Annotated in this window: 19 protein-coding genes; 10 read left to right on the plus strand and 9 right to left on the minus strand. The window is 65.8% G+C overall.

What is annotated here, in order from left to right; translation table 11 throughout:
- The first annotated feature begins 147 nt into the window (after positions 1 to 147).
- The gene (locus VHN57_RS19410) at positions 148 to 948 is read left to right on the plus strand and encodes an SDR family NAD(P)-dependent oxidoreductase (protein ID WP_278986147.1); all 801 of its coding nucleotides are present in this window, start codon (positions 148 to 150) and stop codon (positions 946 to 948) included.
- Position 949: 1 nt separating this feature from the next.
- Here the strand turns inward: VHN57_RS19410 and VHN57_RS19415 are convergent, their stop codons facing one another.
- From VHN57_RS19415 to VHN57_RS19430, 4 genes are all read right to left on the minus strand, one after another.
- Positions 950 to 1333 carry a VOC family protein gene (locus tag VHN57_RS19415; RefSeq protein WP_010336478.1) on the minus strand — a complete coding sequence of 128 codons (384 nt, stop codon included), beginning with the start codon at positions 1331 to 1333 and terminating at the stop codon, positions 950 to 952.
- A gap of 12 nt (positions 1334 to 1345) precedes the next feature.
- A complete protein-coding gene (locus VHN57_RS19420; protein WP_278986145.1) occupies positions 1346 to 1813 on the minus strand; it encodes a VOC family protein in 468 nt (155 codons plus the stop codon).
- A 3-nt stretch (positions 1814 to 1816) separates the two neighbouring features.
- Positions 1817 to 2968 (minus strand): sulfotransferase family protein, encoded by a 1152-nt coding sequence (locus VHN57_RS19425; RefSeq protein WP_278986144.1) that lies wholly within the window; start codon positions 2966 to 2968, stop codon positions 1817 to 1819.
- 127 nt (positions 2969 to 3095) lie between these two features.
- Entirely contained in the window at positions 3096 to 3962 is an 867-nt protein-coding gene (locus VHN57_RS19430) for a helix-turn-helix domain-containing protein (protein WP_037512917.1), read from the minus strand.
- Between the two features lie 151 nt (positions 3963 to 4113).
- On the opposite strand from VHN57_RS19430, the gene VHN57_RS19435 reads away from it, so the two are divergent.
- The 8 genes from VHN57_RS19435 to VHN57_RS19470 are packed head-to-tail and all read left to right on the plus strand — an operon-like array spanning position 4114 to position 12433.
- Complete coding sequence (locus VHN57_RS19435; RefSeq protein WP_278986141.1) at positions 4114 to 4935, plus strand: SDR family oxidoreductase; 822 nt, start codon at positions 4114 to 4116, stop codon at positions 4933 to 4935.
- 21 nt (positions 4936 to 4956) lie between these two features.
- Positions 4957 to 5970, plus strand: a complete 1014-nt coding sequence (locus tag VHN57_RS19440; RefSeq protein WP_069338588.1) for a zinc-dependent alcohol dehydrogenase — start codon at positions 4957 to 4959, stop codon at positions 5968 to 5970.
- Positions 5967 to 7226 (plus strand): alkyl sulfatase dimerization domain-containing protein, encoded by a 1260-nt coding sequence (locus tag VHN57_RS19445; RefSeq protein WP_278986139.1) that lies wholly within the window; start codon positions 5967 to 5969, stop codon positions 7224 to 7226. The genes VHN57_RS19440 and VHN57_RS19445 overlap by 4 nt, the downstream gene beginning before the upstream one ends.
- Positions 7227 to 7247: 21 nt before the next feature.
- Entirely contained in the window at positions 7248 to 8153 is a 906-nt protein-coding gene (gene cysD, locus VHN57_RS19450; RefSeq protein ID WP_423284952.1) for a sulfate adenylyltransferase subunit CysD, read from the plus strand.
- On the plus strand, positions 8153 to 10075 hold the full coding sequence (gene cysN / locus VHN57_RS19455) for a sulfate adenylyltransferase subunit CysN (protein ID WP_423284954.1): 1923 nt from the start codon (positions 8153 to 8155) through the stop codon (positions 10073 to 10075). Before cysD ends, cysN begins: the two co-directional genes overlap by 1 nt.
- Positions 10076 to 10086: 11 nt before the next feature.
- Positions 10087 to 10836 (plus strand): 3'(2'),5'-bisphosphate nucleotidase CysQ, encoded by a 750-nt coding sequence (locus tag VHN57_RS19460; RefSeq protein WP_423284956.1) that lies wholly within the window; start codon positions 10087 to 10089, stop codon positions 10834 to 10836.
- A gap of 21 nt (positions 10837 to 10857) precedes the next feature.
- Positions 10858 to 12021, plus strand: a complete 1164-nt coding sequence (locus VHN57_RS19465; RefSeq protein ID WP_423284958.1) for a sulfotransferase family protein — start codon at positions 10858 to 10860, stop codon at positions 12019 to 12021.
- Positions 12022 to 12025: 4 nt separating this feature from the next.
- Positions 12026 to 12433: a nuclear transport factor 2 family protein gene (locus tag VHN57_RS19470; protein WP_278986883.1), complete on the plus strand. Its 408-nt coding sequence runs from the start codon at positions 12026 to 12028 to the stop codon at positions 12431 to 12433.
- Positions 12434 to 12437: 4 nt separating this feature from the next.
- Here the strand turns inward: VHN57_RS19470 and VHN57_RS19475 are convergent, their stop codons facing one another.
- The 4 genes from VHN57_RS19475 to VHN57_RS19490 form a co-directional block, all read right to left on the minus strand.
- The gene (locus VHN57_RS19475) at positions 12438 to 13355 is read right to left on the minus strand and encodes an SDR family NAD(P)-dependent oxidoreductase (RefSeq protein ID WP_278986881.1); all 918 of its coding nucleotides are present in this window, start codon (positions 13353 to 13355) and stop codon (positions 12438 to 12440) included.
- A gap of 83 nt (positions 13356 to 13438) precedes the next feature.
- The gene (locus tag VHN57_RS19480) at positions 13439 to 14656 is read right to left on the minus strand and encodes a CaiB/BaiF CoA transferase family protein (RefSeq protein ID WP_278986880.1); all 1218 of its coding nucleotides are present in this window, start codon (positions 14654 to 14656) and stop codon (positions 13439 to 13441) included.
- 68 nt (positions 14657 to 14724) lie between these two features.
- Positions 14725 to 15873 (minus strand): FAS1-like dehydratase domain-containing protein, encoded by a 1149-nt coding sequence (locus VHN57_RS19485; RefSeq protein WP_004209068.1) that lies wholly within the window; start codon positions 15871 to 15873, stop codon positions 14725 to 14727.
- Between the two features lie 16 nt (positions 15874 to 15889).
- The gene (locus tag VHN57_RS19490; RefSeq protein WP_423284962.1) at positions 15890 to 17458 is read right to left on the minus strand and encodes an acyl-CoA synthetase; all 1569 of its coding nucleotides are present in this window, start codon (positions 17456 to 17458) and stop codon (positions 15890 to 15892) included.
- Positions 17459 to 17613: 155 nt separating this feature from the next.
- Here VHN57_RS19490 and VHN57_RS19495 point away from each other — a divergent pair, with 155 nt between their 5' ends.
- Positions 17614 to 18447: an IclR family transcriptional regulator gene (locus tag VHN57_RS19495; protein ID WP_037521968.1), complete on the plus strand. Its 834-nt coding sequence runs from the start codon at positions 17614 to 17616 to the stop codon at positions 18445 to 18447.
- Here the strand turns inward: VHN57_RS19495 and VHN57_RS19500 are convergent.
- Positions 18433 to 20031, minus strand: coding sequence for an SMP-30/gluconolactonase/LRE family protein (locus VHN57_RS19500; RefSeq protein WP_278986878.1), 1599 nt, complete (start codon positions 20029 to 20031; stop codon positions 18433 to 18435). The two genes, VHN57_RS19495 and VHN57_RS19500, sit on opposite strands and share 15 nt — an antisense overlap.

Here is a 20031-nt window from a genome sequence, read left to right on the forward strand (position 1 = left end):
GCCCGGCCGCCTTGCAGATGGCGACATATCGCCATCGCGATTCCACCAGATCGTCACTGATCCCCCAGGCGATTTGCGCCTGCCCTTTCCCCCTGCATGATCGCCAGCCGATGGCGCATGAGAGGGGAGAGCGCAATGGACATGCAAATGACAGGCAGGGTCGCGATCGTGACCGGCGCGACCGCCAATATCGGCCGCGCCATCAGCCTGGGGCTGGCGGCCGAAGGGGTGAAGCTGGTCGCGGTGGGGCGCGACCAGGCGGCTGGCGCCCGGCTGGTGGAGCAGGCGATCGCCGCAGGCGCGCAGGACGCCCGTTTCGTGGCGGCCGACCTCAGCGATCCGGCCGCGCCGGGGCAGATAATGGCGGCGGCCTCCGCGCTGGGCGAGGTCGCGAGCCTGGTCAACAATGTCGGCGGCAATATCGGCGCGGGATTTTTCGTCGATTCCGATCCGGCAAGCTGGGCCGGCGACATCGACCTCAACCTCGGCACACTGCTGCGCATGACCCATGCGGCACTGCCCGGCATGATCGCGCGCAAGGCGGGCGCGATCGTCAATATCGGCTCCACCGCGGGCATCGTCGGCGACTATATGCTGCCGGTCTATTCGGCGGCCAAGGCGGCGGTCCACGGCTTTACCAAAGTGCTGGCGAAGGAAGTCGGGCCGCACGGCATCCGCGTCAATTGCGTCGCCCCCTATGGCACGGTCTCGCGCGATCCCGCCGCCTTCTCCAGCGGCAGCCGATTCCACCCCGATCGCAACTTCTTCGGCCGGGCCTTTGCCAGCACCAGCCCGAAGGACATGGAGAAGCGGTCGCGCCAGACGGTGCTGGGCCGCCCGGTCGCCTTTGCCGAGGAAGTCGCCTCGCTCGCCGTCTACCTGGCGTCGGACCAGGCCGGCTTCATCACCGGCCAGGTCTATCCGGTCGACGGCGGCAGCCTGCTGTGAATCAGGCGTCGGGCGGGCCGAAGCGGAAGATCGTCATCTTGTTGCCGTCCAGATCGCGGAAATAGGCACCGTAGAAGCCGTTGGGATCATCACCGCGAATGCCGGGCTTGCCCTCGCACTTGCCGCCCAATTCGAGCGCGCGGGCATGGACCGCATCGACCTGTGCCCGGCTGTCCGCCTGGATGCCGACCTGATTGCCATTGCCCGGCGTTGCATCCCCCTCGAACGGAATGCCGATCAGCAGCATACCGCCCTCGGCCGTCTTGTAGGCGACCAGATCGGGCCGGTCATAGGCGCGCACCGCGCCCAGCAGTCCGGCAATGCCGTCATAGAAACGCTTCGCGCCGTCGAGGTCGCGGGTGCCGAAACGGGCCATGCTGATCATATTCGCTCTCCTTTACAGGCCACCCATGCCGCGCCAGCGGTCCGGCCCCATCCACACATATTCGACATAATGACCAAGCCACGGCCGGGTATCGAGATAGACGAACTCCAACATGCCCGGCGTCCCGCCCTTGAGCACCACCGGATAGGGCTGGTCCTCGACCCGCGCCATGAAGGCCGCCCAGTCATCGACCCGGTTGCAGATATGGTGGAAGACCAGCCGGTCGTCGGCGGGCAGCGCATCGCGATAAAGCGCCAGCACATCGCCCGATATCGGCTGGATCAACTCGAACTGCATGTCGTCGACCCAGACGAAGGCGAGCTTCTGCACCCCCTGCCCCTCCCCCTGCGGCGTCCAGAGCTGCACCGGCACCTCGATTTCGGACAGGGAGCGGACATCCGCCTGGTCGCGGAACTGGGCGACGGCCTTGTCGACATTGCGGGTGACATAGGCGTTCTGGAAATGATGGCCGGTCAGCATGGCTCAGCCCTCCCGCGCGACGTCATAGCGCGCCAGATAGCGCTCGAAATGCGGCGCTAATTGTTCGACCGACAGGCCATATTGGGCGAGCTTATAGTCGTGGCGACCGAACTTGCCCTGCGGATTGTCATCCAGCCAGGACTGCATCGCGGCCTCCGCCTCCGGCGTGAAATCATCGCCCAGCGCGGCATAGAGCCGGCGCATCGTGCCGATGGGATCGCTGGTGAGGTCGGCATAATGGACGTCGACCATGCTGTCTTCGCCGAGCCGGTCGCGCGCGTCCATGATCCGGTCGGCATGGAGCCGCGCCTGATAGGTGCAGTTTTCCGCCAGCCATTCGGGATCGACCCGACCGGTAAAGGCCATCTGCCCCAGGCTGATGATCGAACAGAAGCTGCCCATGGCGGTATAGGGATCGCGATGGGTCCAGATGAAGCGGGCATCGGGATAGATTTTGCGGATCGTCTCGATCCACAGGCTATGGCTCGGCATTTTGAGGTTCCACACGCCCGGCGCATCGGCCTGCAGCAATTGCAGGAAGCGTTTGTGATAGTCATAGGCCGACGTCATGTCGGTCGAGAACAGCCAGTCGCGATAATTGGGCAGCTTCCCCCGCGATTCCAGCGCCAGCGCCTTGAAATCATGCGCCATGAAGAAGATGCATTCATTGGGATAGACGGCCGAATTGCGATAATATTTGCCCATTTCCGGCCGGGCGGCGAGCATCGCCTTTTCCTGTTCCAGCCGGGCGATGGCGCGCGGATCGCTCTTGAGCGTGGCGCTGGTCGCCGGCGGCACCGGTTCGTCAATCTCCCAGGTCAGCGGCGAGCGCCGGGCCGGATCACAGGCCAGCAGATTGCTGAGCAGGGTCGTGCCGGTGCGGGGAATGCCGAAGACGAAGACCGGCCGTTCGACCGGCCGTTCCAGCAGCTCGGGCCGCTGCGCCAGATAATCGGTGGTCCTGAGGCGATTGGACAGGAGGTCGACGACATTGGCCTCCATCCGCGCATGGCCGCTGTCCGACAGGCCAGCCTGGTTCGCGTCGGCCAGCAATATGTCCAGTCCTTCGCGATAGCTGTCCGAATCGAAGCGATCGAGGCCGGTGGCCTTGATCGCGCGGTCGATCAGCGCGTCGGCAACCAAAGCAGCGCCCATGGCATGTCTCTCCTGATGTCTTTTGCCGGCATCATGGGCAGCCGGGCGAGGCGCGCCAATGCTGCCCGATCAGGTGAACGGGACGGACTATCGACATCGGGCCATATCAGAAGCGCGCGGCCAGCCGCTATCGCGGGCGCGATGTCAGATGCTGGCGAAACTGGCGCGGCGTCGCCCCGGTGGCGCGGCGAAAGGCGAAGGCGAAGCTGGAGGGCGAAGCGAATCCAAGCGCGAAGGCGATCTCCTTGATGCTCTCGCTCGACCCCAGATAGCGTTTGGCGACATCGATCCGGCACTGGACGATATAGTCGCCGATCGAACAGCCCCGGCTGGCACGAAAGCCGCGCGTCAGCTGCCGCACCGACAGGTTGCACAGGGTCGCCAGCTCCTCCAGCGAGGGTGCCGCGCCGCCCAGTTGCAGCCGCTCGTCGATCCGCCGCAGCCGCCAGGTGGCAAGCCCCCCGGTCGCCGGTCCCTCGGCGATCGCCTGGCAGTAGCGCGCCACCTCGATCGCCAATTGCCCGGCGATCAGCTCGGTCAACACGATGCTGCCCGGCCCCGGCCGGTTCACCTCCTCCGCCAGGCGGAACAGGCAGGCGCGCATATGCGGATGGGCGATGTCGAGACAGGCGGCGAGCCGACTGTCGGTCCATTCGATCGGCCCGTCGAGCCAGCGGTCGATCGCCTCCGCCTTGATCTCGCACACGACCGAAGACTGGCTGCCCTGCCCTTCGGTCCGCAACCGCAAGGCCTGCCCCGGCGGCACCAGGAAAATCTCGCCCAGCCGCTCATAGCGATGCGGCCCCCAATGCTCGGCATAGCAGCCGCGCACCCGCTCGGGCCGGGGGGTCAGGCACATGTCGAGCCAATAATGGCGCTCGCGCCGGAAAATGCGGTCGGTCGGCCCCGCCAGGTCGAGCCGCATGATCCGCGCCTGCGCCTGCGGCACCGCAATCTCGGCCTCGAAAACCGACCTGGCATAGGATTCCGCCATCGCTCCCCCGCTCTCTGGCCATGTTTGGCCCTATCGCTGCACTATGGCTCATTCTCGATAGTCTGGTCAATTGCGTCGGCGCCGGAGTCGCCCCCATCCTTGGGCCATCAGGCAAGCCGCCAACGATGCGGCACCCTATGGAGAGAGATGGATGGCTAAGGGTCTTTTCGACTGCACGGGCAAGGTCACGCTGGTCACCGGCGGCAATGGCGGCATTGGCCTGGGCTTCGCCATGGGCGTCGCCAAGATGGGCGGCGACATCGCCATCTGGGCGCGCAATGCGGACAAGAACGAAGCCGCCGCCGCCGCCCTGCGCGAAGCTGGCGCCGGCCGGGTCGAAACCTATCAGGTCGATGTCGCGTCGGAAGAGGCGATCGTCGATGGCTATGCCAAATTGCTCGCCGATTTCGGCCGCATCGACTGCGTCTTCGCCAATTCGGGCCGCGCCTCGCGCTCGCGCTCGGTGCTGACGCTGGATTCGGCGGAATGGCATGATCTGCTGGCGGTCAACCTGCACGGCGCCTTCTTCACCCTGCGCGAAGGGGCCAAGGCGATGGTCGCCCGCGCCGAGGCCGGCGAGCCGGGCGGCAGCCTGGTCTATTGCGGCAGCCTGTCGATGTTCCATGGCATTGCCGGGATCAACAATTATGCCGCGTCCAAGGGCGGCATGGGCGCAGCCGTGCGCGGCATGGCGGCTGAACTGGGCAAGTACGAGATCCGCGCCAACAGCATCGCGCCCGGCTATATCAAGACCGGCATCGGCGGGGACAGCGAGATGAGCGAGGAGATGAAGGCCCGCATGGCCGCCGTCGACGCCCATTTCTCGGCCAAGACGCCGATCCATCGCCCCGGCGCGATCGAAGATTTCGAAGGCATCGGCGCCTATCTCGCCTCCGACGCGTCGCGCTATCATAGCGGCGACACGATCGTCATCGACGGCGGCAGTCTCGTCTATCCGCCCTACGCCTTCTGAGCCGATCGACGGAGCGCCCCGATGCACCTGCTCAACATCCATGATGTGAACGATGTCCGGCTCGACGCCTATCAGCGGCCCGAGCCCGGCCCGAAAGACGTCGTCGTGAAGATGAAGGCCTGCGGCATTTGCGGCAGCGACCTCAGCTATATCAAGAATGGCGGCATTCCCGGCCCCGGCAAGCTGACCGCGCTCGGCCATGAGGGCGCGGGCGAGATCATGATCGTGGGTGACGAGGTCACGGGCGTCAGCGTCGGCCAGAGCGTCATCATCAACCCGATGATGACCCCCAGCTTCATCGGCAGCGGCGGACCGGAGGGCGCCTTTACCGAGGAATTGCTCGTCCGCGACGCGCGGCTGGGCGACAGCCTGCTGCCGATCCCGGACGGCATATCCTATGATGTCGCCGCCATGTGCGAACCGCTGTCGGTGGCGATGCATGGCGTCAACCGGGCGCAGGCCAGGGCGGGCGACAAGGTCGTCATCTTCGGTTGCGGCCCGATCGGCCTTGGCATGGTGCTCTGGGCGATCGACCGGGGCTGCCAGGATGTGATCGCGCTCGACCTGGCCGAGGAACGGCTGGAGCGCGCCCGCGCGCTCGGCGCCCACACCATCAATCCGGCGAAGGAAGATGTGATCGCCCGGATCAAGGCGATCCATGGCACCACCACCGTGTTCGGCCGCGAAAAGGCGCAGACCGACGCCTATATCGACGCGGCCGGCGCGCCCTCCATCCTCTCCGACGTGATCGCCATGGCCAAGACCCATGCCCGCCACGTCATCACCGCCGCCTATATGAAGCCGATCGAGCTGCCCGCCGGCCCGATGCTGACGACCGAAATGACGATCACCACGGCGGTCGGCTATCCGACCGAAATGCCCGACGTGATCGCCGCCATGCCGCGCCTGAAGGACAAGATCGCGGCGCTGATCAGCCATAAATTGCCCTTCGCGCAGGTGATCGAGGGGCTGGAAATCGCCGCCCGTCCGCAATCCGCCAAGGTCATGATCGAGTTCGAGGGAGCCGACGCATGAGCACGCCATCGACCGCCGAGAAACCGCAGACGCCTTTGGGTGCCCTCGTCATGGCCGGACAGGGTCAGACCGACGCAGAGGCGATCACCGAGAGCATCTTCATGGTGAAAGATATTTCCAACGCCTATCTGGTGACGACGGCCGATGGCGACCTGCTGGTCAATACCGGCTTCCTGGGCAATGGCGCGCGCAACAAGGGGCTGTTCGCCCCGCACCGCACCGGCGCGCTGAAACGCATCATCGTCACCCAGGCGCATCCCGACCATTATGGCGCCCTGCCCGACCAGCAGGAGCCGGGTACGGAGGTGATCACGGGTGTCAATTTCGTTGACACCGAAGACTATTTCGACCGGCTCGGCCCGTTCCTCGGCATCCGATCGGGCAAGCTCTGGGCGTCGATGACCCGGCGCGACGGCCCACCGCCCAAGCCGCCCCGCATCGTCCCCGACCGCATGGTCGAGACCGTCCATGCCTTTGAACAGGGCGGCCGCAAGTTCGAGGTGGTGAAGACGCCGGGCGGCGAGACGCTCTGCTCGGTGTTCGTCTGGATGCCCGAGGAAAAGATCATTGTCACCGGCAATCTGTTCGGCCCGGTGTGGTGCTCCATGCCCAATCTGGTGACGATGCGCGGCGACCGCCCCCGGCTGGTGCGCGCCTATCTTCAGTCGCTGGAGCATGTCCGGTCGCTGGCGCCCGAACTGGTGATCACCGGCCATGGCGATCCGATCCGCGGCGCGGCAACGATCCGCGCCGATCTCGACCGGATGCACGCCGCCGTCACCTATATCGAGCGCGAGACGATCGCCGGCATGAATGCCGGTCGTCCTGTGCAGGATCTGATGCGCGAGATCGTCCTGCCCGAGGATATCCGCATCGGCGAATTCCATGGCAAGACCAGCTGGGTCGTCCGCGCCATCTGGGAGGAAAATGCCGGCTGGTTCCATTATGAGGATGGCACCACCGCCCTTTACGGCGTGCCGCGCCCGACCGTCTATCCCGACCTGGTCGAACTGGCCGGCGGCGCCGGGGCACTCGCCGCCCGCGCCCATGTCCATGCCGCCGCTGGGCGCCCGCTCGAAGCCCTACACCTGCTCGACATCGCGCTGGGCGTCGCGCCCGACCATGAGGCGGCGCTGACCGTCAAGAAGGCCGCCCTCGAACAATTGCTCGCCCGCAGCGGCGGCACCAACCTGTCCGAAACCATGTGGCTGAAGGCGGAAATCGCCGACGCCGAAAAGCGGCTCCCGGCCGCCTGACTCTCTTCAGGAACCAAGATCATGGCACGTAATCTCACCCATCTTCAGCGCCTTGAGGCGGAGAGCATACATATATTGCGGGAGGTTGTGTCGGAGGCGGATCGGCCTGTGATGCTGTATTCGGTGGGCAAGGATTCGGCGGTGATGCTGCATCTGGCGAAGAAGGCCTTCTATCCCTCGCCGCCGCCCTTCCCGCTGCTGCATGTCGACACCACCTGGAAGTTCCGGGCGATGTACGACCTGCGCGACAAGGCCGCGCGCGACGCGGGCATGGAACTGCTGGTCCATCATAATCCCGAGGCGCAGGCCCGCGGCATCAACCCGTTCGACCATGGCGCGCTCCATACCGACATGTGGAAGACGGAAGGGTTGAAGCAGGCGCTCGACAAGTTCGGCTTCGACGCAGCCTTTGGCGGCGCACGCCGCGACGAGGAGAAGAGCCGCGCCAAGGAGCGCATCTTCTCCTTCCGCACCGCCTCGCACGGCTGGGACCCCAAGAACCAGCGGCCGGAACTCTGGAACCTCTATAATGCCCGCAAGGCCAAGGGCGAGAGCATCCGCGTCTTTCCCATCTCCAACTGGACCGAGCTCGACATCTGGCAATATATCCAGCTTGAGGGCATCGAGATCGTGCCGCTCTATTTCGCCGCCCCCCGCCCCACCGTCGAGCGCGATGGCATGCTGCTGATGGTCGATGATGACCGCTTCCCGCTCGCGCCCGGCGAAGTGCCGGTCGAGCGATCGATCCGCTTCCGCACGCTGGGCTGCTATCCGCTCACCGGCGCGGTCGAGAGCGAGGCCAGCACCCTGTCGGAGGTGATCCAGGAGATGCTGCTCACCACCACATCCGAGCGCCAGGGTCGCGCCATCGACAAGGATGCCGGCGGCGCCGGCATGGAGAAGAAGAAGCAGGAGGGTTACTTCTGATGTCCGACGTGATCACACAGGACCCCGTCTACCAGACCGATGCCCTCATCGCGCAGGACATCGACGCCTATCTCGACGTCCATCAGCACAAGACCATGCTGCGCTTCATCACCTGCGGCTCGGTCGATGACGGCAAGTCCACCCTGATCGGGCGGCTGCTCTATGATTCGAAGATGATCTTCGAGGATCAGCTCGAAGCGCTGCAGGCCGATAGCAAGCGCGTCGGCACGCAGGGGCAGGAGATCGACTTCGCCCTGCTGGTCGATGGGCTCGCCGCCGAGCGCGAACAGGGCATCACCATCGACGTCGCCTATCGCTTCTTCGCCACCGAGAAGCGCAAGTTCATCGTCGCCGATACGCCCGGCCATGAACAATATACCCGCAACATGGTCACCGGCGCCTCCACCGCCGACCTGGCCGTCATCCTGATCGACGCGCGCAAGGGCATATTGACCCAGACGCGGCGCCACTCCTACCTCGCCCACCTGATCGGCATCCGCAACATCGTGCTGGCCGTCAACAAGATGGACCTGGTCGGCTATGACCAGGCCGTGTTCGACGGCATCGTCAAGGATTATGCCGAGTTCGCCCACTCGATCGGCATCAGCGCCTTCACCCCCATCCCCATTTCCGGCTTCAAGGGCGACAATATCACCGCCCGGTCCGACAACACCCCCTGGTATCAGGGGCCAACGCTCATGGCCCATCTCGAAAGCGTCGAGGTCGATGCCACCACTGCGGCGGCCAAGCCGTTCCGCATGCCGGTCCAGTGGGTCAATCGCCCGAACCTCGACTTTCGCGGCTTTGCCGGCCTGATCGCCAGCGGATCGGTCAAGCCGGGTGACGCCGTGCGCGTGCTGCCCTCGGGCAAGACATCGGCCATCTCGCGTATCGTGACGCTCGATGGCGATCTCGACGAAGCGATCGCCGGCCAGTCGGTCACGCTCTGCTTTGCCGACGAGATCGACTGTTCGCGCGGCGACGTCATCGCCGTGGCCGACAATCCGCCCGAGGTCTCCAGCCAGTTCGAGGCGACCATCGTGTGGATGGATGACGAGGCGATGCTGCCGGGCCGGCCCTATTGGCTCAAGATCGGCACGCAGAGCGTCTCGGCCACCGTCCAGGCGCCCAAATATGTCGTCAACGTCAACACGATGGAGCATCTGGCCGCCAAGACGCTGGACTTGAATGCCATTGGCGTTGCCGAACTGGCGACCGACAAGCCGATCACGTTCGAGCCCTATGCCGATAACCGGACCTTGGGCGGCTTCATTCTGATCGACAAGATCAGCAACCGCACCGTGGCGGCGGGCATGCTCCACTTCTCGCTGCGCCGCGCCCAGAATGTCCATTGGCAGGCGACCGACATCGGCCGCGAGGCCCATGCTCAGCTCAAGAACCAGCTTCCCCGCATCCTCTGGTTCACCGGCCTCTCGGGCTCGGGCAAGTCGACCATCGCCAATGAGGTGGAAAAGCGGCTCGCGCTGATGAACCGCCACACCTTCCTCTTGGATGGCGACAATATCCGCCATGGCCTCAACAAGGATCTGGGCTTTACCGAGGCCGACCGGATCGAGAATATCCGCCGCGTCGGCGAGGTCGCCAAGCTGATGGCGGATGCGGGGCTGATCGTGCTGACCGCCTTCATCTCCCCCTTCCGCGCCGAGCGCGAGATGGTGCGCGAGATGCTGCCCGACGGCGAGTTCATCGAGATCTTCGTCGACACGCCGCTGGAGGTCGCCGAGGCGCGCGACGTCAAGGGCCTCTACAAGAAGGCCCGCTCGGGTGCCCTCAAGAACTTCACCGGCATCGACAGTCCCTATGAGGCGCCCACCAGCCCCGAGATACGGGTCAACACCGTCGAGATGACGCCGGAAGAGGCCGCCGAGCATATCATCCGCAAGATCATGCCGCTCAAATGAGCAACGCAGCCATGACCGACGCGGACCTGGCCGCCCATCTCGCCGAAACCGCCGGCCGCCTGCTGCTGGAGGTCCGCGCCTCGGGCCTGTTCAGCGCCAAGGCGCTCGGCAAGGCCGGCGACCAGACCGCCAACCAGTTCCTCGTCCATGCGCTGCGGGAGCAGCGGGCACAAGATGGGCTGCTCTCCGAGGAGATGGCCTGTGATGGGGCCAGACTTACCCACAGCCGCGTGTGGATCGTCGATCCGGTCGACGGCACCCGCGAATATGGCGAGGCGCGCGCCGACTGGGCCGTCCATGTCGGCCTCGCCATCGACGGCGTGCCGACCATCGGTGCGGTTGCGCTGCCGGGGCATGAGGATGGCATCGTCCTGCGCACCGACCAGCCGCGCGCCATCCCGCCCGCGCCCGAAAAGCTCCGCATGGTCGTCTCCCGCACCCGCCCCGCCCCCCAGGCGGTCGCGGTCGCCGAAGCACTCGGCGCCGAACTGGTGCCCATGGGCTCCGCTGGCGCCAAGGCCATGGCGGTGATCCTGGGACAGGCCGACATCTATCTCCATGCCGGCGGCCAATATGAATGGGACAGCTGCGCGCCCGCCGCCGTCGCACTCGCCCACGGCCTCCACGCCTCCCGCATCGACGGATCGCCGCTCATCTACAACCAAGAAGACACATATATGCCTGACCTCCTCATCTGTCGACATGAGCATGCCGACAGCGTGCTGGGGGCATTGGCCGAGATCGCGGCGCAGGCCGCCTGAAAAACGGAAGGGAAGAGGATCATGACCACCGACACCATCGGCCTCGACGCCGACGCCCTGGTCGCCGCCGCGCGCGAACAGACCGGCCTTTCCGACCTGGGCGACGACGCCATATTGGAAGGGCTGGACGTGCTCGTCGATGCGATCAATCGCGAGGCCAACCTCACCGAAGCCGCGCAAGGCCGTTGGGCGCAGCAACTGACCGCGACGCTCGCCAACCGCTTGCAGGTCGAGGACTGGCTCGCCCGCCATCCCGAATTGCTCGACGCGCCGGTCGAGAAACCGATGTTCGTCTTCGGCCTGCCGCGCACCGGCACAACCTTGACGATCAACCTGCTGAACGCAGATCCGGCTCGCCGGTCCTTCCTGCGCTGGGAAGCATTCAATTCGGCGCCGCCCGCTGCGGCCGGCACGCTCAGCAGCGACCCGCGCTATGTCGCGGAACAGGCGCGGCTGGACATGTCGCTCAAATATGCGCCGCATATTTCGGCCATCCATCATGAGGATGCCGACAGCCCGACCGAGTGCCAGTTCGCCATGGCGCCGTCCTTCTGCGCCCAATATTATGACTCGGTTCTGCATGTGCCGAGCTATCAGAAATGGCTGTTCGCCACGAGCTACCTGCCCGCCTTCCGCTATCACAAGCGGCTGCTGCAATTGCTGCAGGCAGAAAATGGCGGCCGCTGGACACTGAAGAATCCCTGGCATCCGCTGTTCCTGGACGACCTCACCACCGTCTATCCCGATGCCCAGCTGGTCATGACCCATCGCGATCCGGCCGACGTCGTCGGCTCTGCCTGCAGCCTCGTCTATCAGGTGCGCAAGATGTTCAGCGCCGATGTCGACCCTGTCGAGGTCGGCCGCTCGCAACTGCGCACCTTCGACCTGATGATCGAGCGGATGCTGGCCTATCGCGAAAAGCATGGCCAGGATGCGATCCACGACATCCAGTATGACGACCAGCTACGCGACCCGATCGGCGAGATGCGCAAGCTCTATGCTCGCTTCGACGAACCGTTCACGGCGGAAGCGGAAGCCGGCATGACCGCGATGCTGGCCGCCAATCCGCAGGGCAAGCATGGCAAGCACAGCTATGACCTGGCCGATTATGGCCTCGATCGGGCGCAGATCCACGCCCATTTCAAGGCCTATACCGACCGCTTCTCGATCCCCGTGAAGGCCTGATCCGATGACGCAGGCACATCACCACCTCGCCCGCCGCTTCTTCGCCGCCCTGTCGGCGGCGGCACTGCCGGACGAATTGCTGACCGACGACATGACCGCCTGGACGACGACGTCGGGCGTCGATGCACCGCGCGCATCCTATCAGCGCGGCGTGGCGATGCTGGGGTCGCTGTTCCAGGACGGGCTGAGCTTCACCGTCGATTCATTGACGACGGAAGAGGACCGGGTCGCGGCCGAGGTGCGGTCGGCCGGCACGCTGGTGAATGGCGAGCCCTTCGCCAATCGCTATGTTTTCCTGCTGCGCATCCGCGACGGCCGGATCGCCTCGGTCGCCGAGCATTTCAACCCGGCGCCGGTGGAAGCCCAGATCAAGCCGCTGATCCAGGCGATGATGGCGGCGAAACAGGGCTGAGCAATCAGCCCTGCTTGGCGCCCTGACTGGCCATTGCGAAACTGTAGCGCAGATGGTCAAGATGGCCGGTGGGGACTGGTGGAAACAGCAGCGCGTCCTGCGTGTCGCGTATCCCCTCCAGCCGATCGGCAATCTGCTCGATCGTCCAGTCGGGCTGGAACACGCCGACCGTTTCCATCGTGTAGGCCCGCGCGACGCGGCCAGCCATGGCGATCAGCATCTCACCGCTGACGGCGCAATCCTGATGCGCGAGATAGCCGACGGCGGGTGCGACCAGCTCCGGATCCATCGGCGGATAGGCGCTGGTGTCGAGACCCTCGGCCATGCGGGTGACGGCGCCGGGCAGGATGATGTTGCTCTTCACCCCATGGGCCGCGCCCTCTATCGCGGCGACGTTGGACAGGCCGATCATCCCCGCCTTGGCCACGCTGTAATTGACCACGCCGGCATTGCCATAAAGGCCGTTGATCGATCCGGTGAGGACGATGCGGCCATAAGTCGCCGCACACATATGCGGGAAGGCGGCGCGCACGACATGGAAGGCGCCGCGCAGATGAACGTCGAGCACCGTCTCGAAATCGGCATAGCTGAGTTCCGCCAGACCGCCGCGCCGGACGATGCCGGCATTGTGGATAAGGATGTCGATGCTACCGAAATGGTCGCGGGCGAGGTCGATCATCGCCTGTCCGCCTTCGGGGGTGGCGACGCTGTCGGTCGAGGCGATCGCCTGGCCGCCGGCGGCGCGGATTTCGTCCACCACGGACTGGGCCGGGCCGGCATCGGTCCCTTCGCCCTGCATGCTGACGCCGGGATCATTGACCACCACCTTCGCGCCGCGCGCCGCCAGCAGCAGTGCATAGGCCCGGCCGAGGCCACGCCCGGCGCCGGTGATCAGGGCGACGCGGTCGTCAAATCGCAGCATGATAGTCTCTCTCCCGGATGATGGTTGGCGGGGAGCTTAGCGGTGCGTGCCCCCTCCCCCCAAGCGGGCGGGCAATTGATCGCTCAGGCGACGATGCCCGCGCCGCGCAACCGGGCGATGGTCTGCGCATCCATCCCCAGAAGGTCTGCCAGCACCGCATCGCTATGCTCGCCCAGCACCGGCGGGGCGCTCGGCACAGGCTGCTCGGCGCCGGGGAAGCGGAAGGGACGGTTGACGATCGGGATCATGCCCAGCGTCCTGTGCTCGGTCTCCACCACCATGTTGCGGGCAAGCGTCTGCGGCTGGGCCAGCGCCTCGCTGATGGTCAGGATCGGCGCATGGGGCACCTGATGCGCGGCGAACAGATCGGCGAGGTCAGCCACGGTGTGGGTCTGGGTCACCGCCGACAGCAGGGCGTTCACCTCCGCCCGCCGCTCGCGCCTCTTGTCCAGCATGTCGTATCGCGGATCGTCGGCCAGCGCCTCCAGGCCCAGCGCGGCGCAGATCTTGCCCCAGAAATGATTGGTGAGACAGGCGATCACGATCGACCCGTCGCTGGCCGGGAAGACGCCATAAGGGACGAGATTGGGGTGCTGCGATCCCTGCGGCACCGGATCCTGCCCGGTGAAGAAGCTGAGTTGCGCCAGATAGCCGAGCAGGCCAATCATCCCGTCCATCAGGCTGATGTCGATCAGCCGGCCGCGTCCGGTGGCATGGCGCTCATGCAGGGCGGCGAGGATAGCGATCGGCCCGTTGATGCCGCCGACCAGATCGCCCAGCGGAATGCCGAGCTTGGTCGGCAGCCCGCCCGGCTCGCCATTGACGCTGAGCGCGCCGGACATGGCCTGCAAGACGACGTCGAAGGACGGACGATCCTTGAGTGGCCCGGTCATGCCGAAGCCGGAAATGGCGCAATAGATGAGGCCGGGGTTGAGCGCCGACAGCGCCTCATAGCCAAGGCCCAGCCGGTCCATCACGCCGGGCCGGTAATTTTCGATGACGATGTCGGACTTCGCCGCCAGATCGCGGGCGATCGCCAGCCCCTCGGGGGCCTTGAGGTCGAGCACGATGCTCTTCTTGCCGCGATTGACGCTGAGGAAATAATGGCTCTCGCCTTCGCGCAGCGGCGGGAAGCTGCGGGTATCATCCCCGCTGCCCGGCGGCTCCACCTTGATCACCTCCGCGCCCAGATCGGCGAGCGCCAATGCAGCCGAGGGGCCGGCCAGGACGCGGGTGAAATCCAGCACCCGCACCCCGGCCAGCGGCCCTGCCCATATACTCTTGTCGTGGCTGTCCATCATGCATCTTTCGGTGGGCCGTCCCATCCCAAATCCTCCCCAGGGGGAAGGAACGGCCCGCCGCGCCCGGATCAGGCCGGGCGGCTGGGCAGTTCGGCAATCGAGGTGCCGAAGGCCGAGACTTCGCCGCGATGGGTTTCCGCGCGCTGCTGGATCTCGACATATTTCTTGCCGTTCTCCTCGAACTTGCGGATCACGCTGCCGTCGATGAAGATCACGTCGCCATCGGGATTGTGGCGGCGGATCTGGCACTTGCTCTTGTGCAGGAAGCCGTCGTCGCCGATCCAGTTGGTGACCTGATGGGTCAGCCAGCTGCAGCGTTCCGGACCATAGTCATAGGCGCCCGGCGCGCCGACTTCGAGCGCGAACGCCTCGTCCCAATGGACGCGTTCCGGGCAGTCGGGCACGTTGAAGCGGTTCTTGATGCCGGTGCCGGGATGCTTCTGCTGCATCTTCCACGCCAGCTTGTTGGCGCGGATATAGAGGCCGCCCCAGCCCTGCGCGTAGCAGATGAAGCCGGTGACGGTCATCGGCCCCTTCATCATGCGCGGCAGCTCGTCGCCGACCTGCACATCCTCCCAATAACGGGGCGTGGCGCCGCGAATTTCTTCCTTCTCGTACAGCTTGTACATTTCGGCGAGCTGTTCGTCGGTGAAGGGCTCCACCCGGCCACGGGCTTCGGTGTATTTGGTGCCGCGTTCACGCGCTTCGTCGCGATCGGTACGGAACACCCAGCTATCGCCTTCGGCGACCTTGTCGCCCGACTGGTTGAAGAAATCGACATGGTAGATCTGCTGGAAGCTGCGGCCGGCAAACTTGGTCTGATGCTCGACCAGATCCTTCAAATAGGCCTCGGTGCGGATCGTGTCGTTGCGCAGCACCGGCTTGTGCCAGGTCCAGTCGGCGCCCGCCCACATCGCATGGACGCCCGACAGGCCACCGCAATAGCCCGAGATGATACGGCTGGTGGTGAACAGGAAGCTCGGCAGCGCAACCAGCGAACCATGCTTGGTCTTTTCGGCATAGGCCGGGTCGCACCACAGCGGATTATCGTCGCCGATACCGTGCGCATAGTGGCGGATCGCGTCGCGCGTGGCTTCGTAATTCCACGGTTCGACCGTATTCTCGATCTTGACGCCGATGCGCTTGCGCAGGTCGTCCAGCCCCTCCTCGGTGATCTTGGGGAATTTGTTCACGGGCGCGTCGGCCAATGTTGCCATCTCTCTTCTCCTGACTTCAGTTGGCGAGTTCGACCGCCTTGGCGGCCTCACGATCTCTCAATATCTTGCGGTGGACCTTGCCGGCCGGCGTCTTGGGCAGGTCGGTCACGAATTCGACGATGCGGGGAAATTCATGCTGGGCGAGCTTTTCGCGGGTGAAGTCCTGCAATTCGCGGACCAGCGCGTCGCTGCCGTCGCGATTGAGGATGATGAAGGCCTTCACCACCTGGCCACGCTTGTCGTCGGGCACGCCGATCACCGCGCATTCCAGCACCGCCTCATGCTTGAGCAGCGTATTCTCGATCTCGACCGCGCTCATCGTCCAGCCGGCCGAAATGATGACGTCGTCGGCGCGGCCGCAATGGTAGAAATAGCCGTCACCGTCGATCTTCGCCCGGTCCTTGGTGGTTTCCCACCGGTCGCGGCGCCACAGCATCAGCTCGCCAATCTCGCCGGGATCGCAGGCGCTGCCATCGGGACGCTGCACTTCCAGCCTCTGGCCCGGCACCGCCTTGCCCAGCGAACCCGGCTTCACCATGAAATCCCGCGCGCCGGGATAGTTGACCAGCACCACGCCAATCTCGGTCGTGCCGTACATGGAACAGGCCGGCACCTTGAAATGGGCGTCGATGAACTCCAGCGTCGCCGGGTCGATCGGCTCGCCGGTGTAGGACAGCTTGTCGAAATGGAAGGCGAAGTCGGCGGCCCGGCCGCTATTCTTCATCATGCGATAATGGGTCGCGGCGGCCGACATGTTGGTGATGCCATAAGCGTCCAGCGCCTGCATCAGCCGCACCGGATCGAACCGGCCGGCAAAGGTGCCCGTCGTCACGCCCAGCCCCAGCGGCGCCAGCGTGCCATGCCACAGGCCATGGCCCCAGGCCGGCGAGGAGGGGCAGAAAAACTCGTCGCCCGGCCGAATGCCGGTGCCGTAGAGGGCGGCGAACATCAACGTCACCAGCGCGCGGTGGCTGTGCTTGACCGCCTCCGGCAGTTCGCGCGTGGTGCCCGATGTATATTGGAAGACGGCCAGGTCATTGGCCTTGGTCCTGGGGCTGTAGGTCGCCGGGAAGCGGGCGAGATCGGCCAGCAGCGCGTCGTCGGCGACGATCACGCGCGGCCCGTCCATGCTGCGCGCCAGCTCCGCCTTTTCTGCGTTGGTGATGAGGATGGTCGGCTTGCAGTCATCGACCCGCAGCCGCAGCGCATCCGGGCCGAACAGGGTGAAGAGCGGCACCGAGATCGCGCCGGTCTGCATCGCCCCGAACAGGCAGACATAGAAGGGCAGCGAAGGCTCCAGCATGAAGGCGATGCGTTCGCCCGGCTGAATGCCCTCGGCATCGAGCCAATGGGCGAAGCGCGCGGCGCCTGCCGCGATCGCGTCGAAGCTCAATATCTCGTCCCGGCCATCCGCATGAGCGATGCGCACGGCAGCACGACCCGATCCATCGGCATGGCGGGTGATACATTCATGAGCAATGTTCAGTTCGTCGCGGTCGCCGTCGAACAAATCCCACAGCGCCGCTGAGGTCGCATGTGCCTGTGCATCGGCATAGCTGCGATAGTCGGTTAGCTTCGCCATCATCCCATCCCATCGGTCCGGCATTCAACCGGGCGAACGGGTCAAAACCCCGTCGCTGCTTGCAACAAGCGATGTCACAGCGACTCATTTGTTGTAAATGGTGAATGATGTTCTATATTTCGAATGACAGGCCATCGGCGGCGCGATAGGATGGTGCCATGACCGACAGCCGCACGACGCCCCGCCCGCCCTCCACCGTCCGCAAGGTCGCCAAGGCCGTGCAGGAGAGCAAGGCGCCCGCCATCGCCCGCGCCGCCGCGATCCTGCGCCTGCTGGGCAAGAGCGACCGGCCGCTCGGCGTGCAGGCGATCGCCAAGGAACTGGGGCTGGTGCCCAGCACCTGCCTCTATGTGCTGCGTGCGCTGGTGGAGGAGGAACTGGTCGCCTTCGATCCCGACACCAAACGCTATGCGCTGCAGGCCGGCGTGCTGACGCTGGCGCGCAACTGGCTGCGCCGCGACGCCTTCAATGACCTTGCCCAGCCGGTGCTCGACCGGCTGGCCCAGCGCTTCGGCCTCACCATGCTGGGGGTGCAGGCGGTGGGCCTCGATCATATGATCGTCGTCGCCATGGCGCAGTCGGGCAGCGGCTTTCAGTTGAGCGCCCAAGTCGGCAGCCGCTTTCCTGCCCTCATCAGCGCCACCGGCCGCTGCATCGCCGCCTTTGGCGATTATGGCGAGAAGGAACTGAAGGCGCGGTTCGACACATTGCGCTGGGACGATCCGCCGCCCTTCGCCGACTGGATGGAGCAATTGCGCCAGACCCGCGCGCAGGGCTTCGCGGTGGACGAGGGCCAATATATTGCTGGCGTCACCGTCGTCTCCGCGCCGGTGTGGAAGGGCGCGGGCCGCCCGGTCCATGCGCTGGTGGCGATCGGCATCGGCGCCGCTCTGCAACGCGAGGGGCTGGGCGCATTGCAACAGGCGCTGGTCGAGGCGGCGGACGCGCTCAGCGAGCAGCTCAGCGGCGACCGTCCCTTACCGGCGGCGTAGCGCCAGCACGCTGCCTTCGGCGTCGCCCGACACATAGAGCGTGCCGTCCGGTCCCGCCGTCACATCGGCGAAATTGATCATCGGCCCGGCCATGTCGCCGATCGGGCCGAGGAATTTGGGCGTGACGCCGGCGGGCGCGCCGACCGGCAGGGCGCTGGCGATCGTCTCACGCGCGCCGCCCGACAGGTTGGTGGCGACCAATGTCTTGGCCCGCGTATCGACGACGAACAGCTTCCCATCATGGATCGCCAGCCCTTCCGGTCGGCCGAGACCATCGATGATCGTCTCGCTGCGGCCGCCCGCGATGCGCAGCACGCGCCCTGCCCCGGCCTCGGCGACATAGGCTGTCCCATCCGGCGCCAGCGCCATGCCCATCGGCTTGTCGAGTCCGGTCGCGAGTTCGCTGACCGCGCCATTCTCGATCGAGAGCAGCCGGCCGGTGCCATATTCGGCAACCACCACCGCGCCGCCCGGCGCGACCGCCACCCCCATCAACTGGTCGAGGCCGGTGGCCAGGAAATCGCTTTCCCCCTGCCCCGGCCGATAGCGCGCCACCGCGCCCAGGCCGGTGCTGATGATCCATTCGCCCGCCTGCGCGCCGGCGGCAACGCCGCGCATATAGCCGGGGCAGCCGGGGTAGAAGATCATGCCGGCCAGGGTCAGAGCCTCGCCGGGTTGCAGCGTGTAACCGAAGGTGCCGTCGGCAACGAACAGCGCGCCGTCCGCGCCCATGGCCAGGCCCAGCGGCCATTGCAGTGCGCGCGGCACGACGGAGCGGACCTTGCCGTCGCCCAGCAATTCGGTGATTTCGCCCGGAATGCTCGACACGAAGATGCGGTCACCGATGAAGCTGACATTGTCGAGGCCGGGGCCAAGATCGGCCAGCACCTCGCGCGTGCCGCTCACCAGATCAAGCCGCAGCACCTGCCCGCTGGCGACCTGGGTCGTGACGATCCGCCCCTTGCTGTCGAACTTCACCGAATCCGGCACGCCCAGATCGCCGGCCACCACTTCGGGCGCGCCACCATTCAGGTCCACCCGCCAGATCTCGTTGGCGCCCATCACCGGGAAGTAGAGCTTGCCGTCCGGCCCGACCTGAAAGGCGTTGGCCATCGGTATATTGTCGAGGATGACGCGCGGTTCGCCGCCATCCAGGTCCAGTTCCATGATCCGCGCGCCGATGCGGCATTCGCCCGCGATCAGCCGGCCCTGATGCCAGGTGATCGGGTTGGCGACCGGAATGTCGCCGCGCACCACCCGCACGTCGCCCGATGGCGTGCGCATCGCGACCCGGCCCTCGGTAATCTCGGTCAGATAGAGGTTGCCGGCATCGTCGAACACCAGATCGTCGGGCGCGACGATGGCGCCGCCCATCGCGCTGATCGTCTCGATCGCGCCGCTGTCGACATCGATCGCGCTGACCTGGCTGCCACCGACCTGTGCGACATAGAGGCGGCCGTCCGGCCCGGTTGCCAGCCCATTGGCGCCGTGCAGCCGACTGGGCGGGGTCAGCCGCGCGAGGGTCCAGCCCTCGGCAGCGACCGCACCATTCGCAGCGCCATAGCGCCCGGACTGGACCGCCAT

Source organism: Sphingobium salicis subsp. salicis (assembly GCF_049472635.1).
GTDB lineage: Bacteria > Pseudomonadota > Alphaproteobacteria > Sphingomonadales > Sphingomonadaceae > Sphingobium > Sphingobium yanoikuyae_A.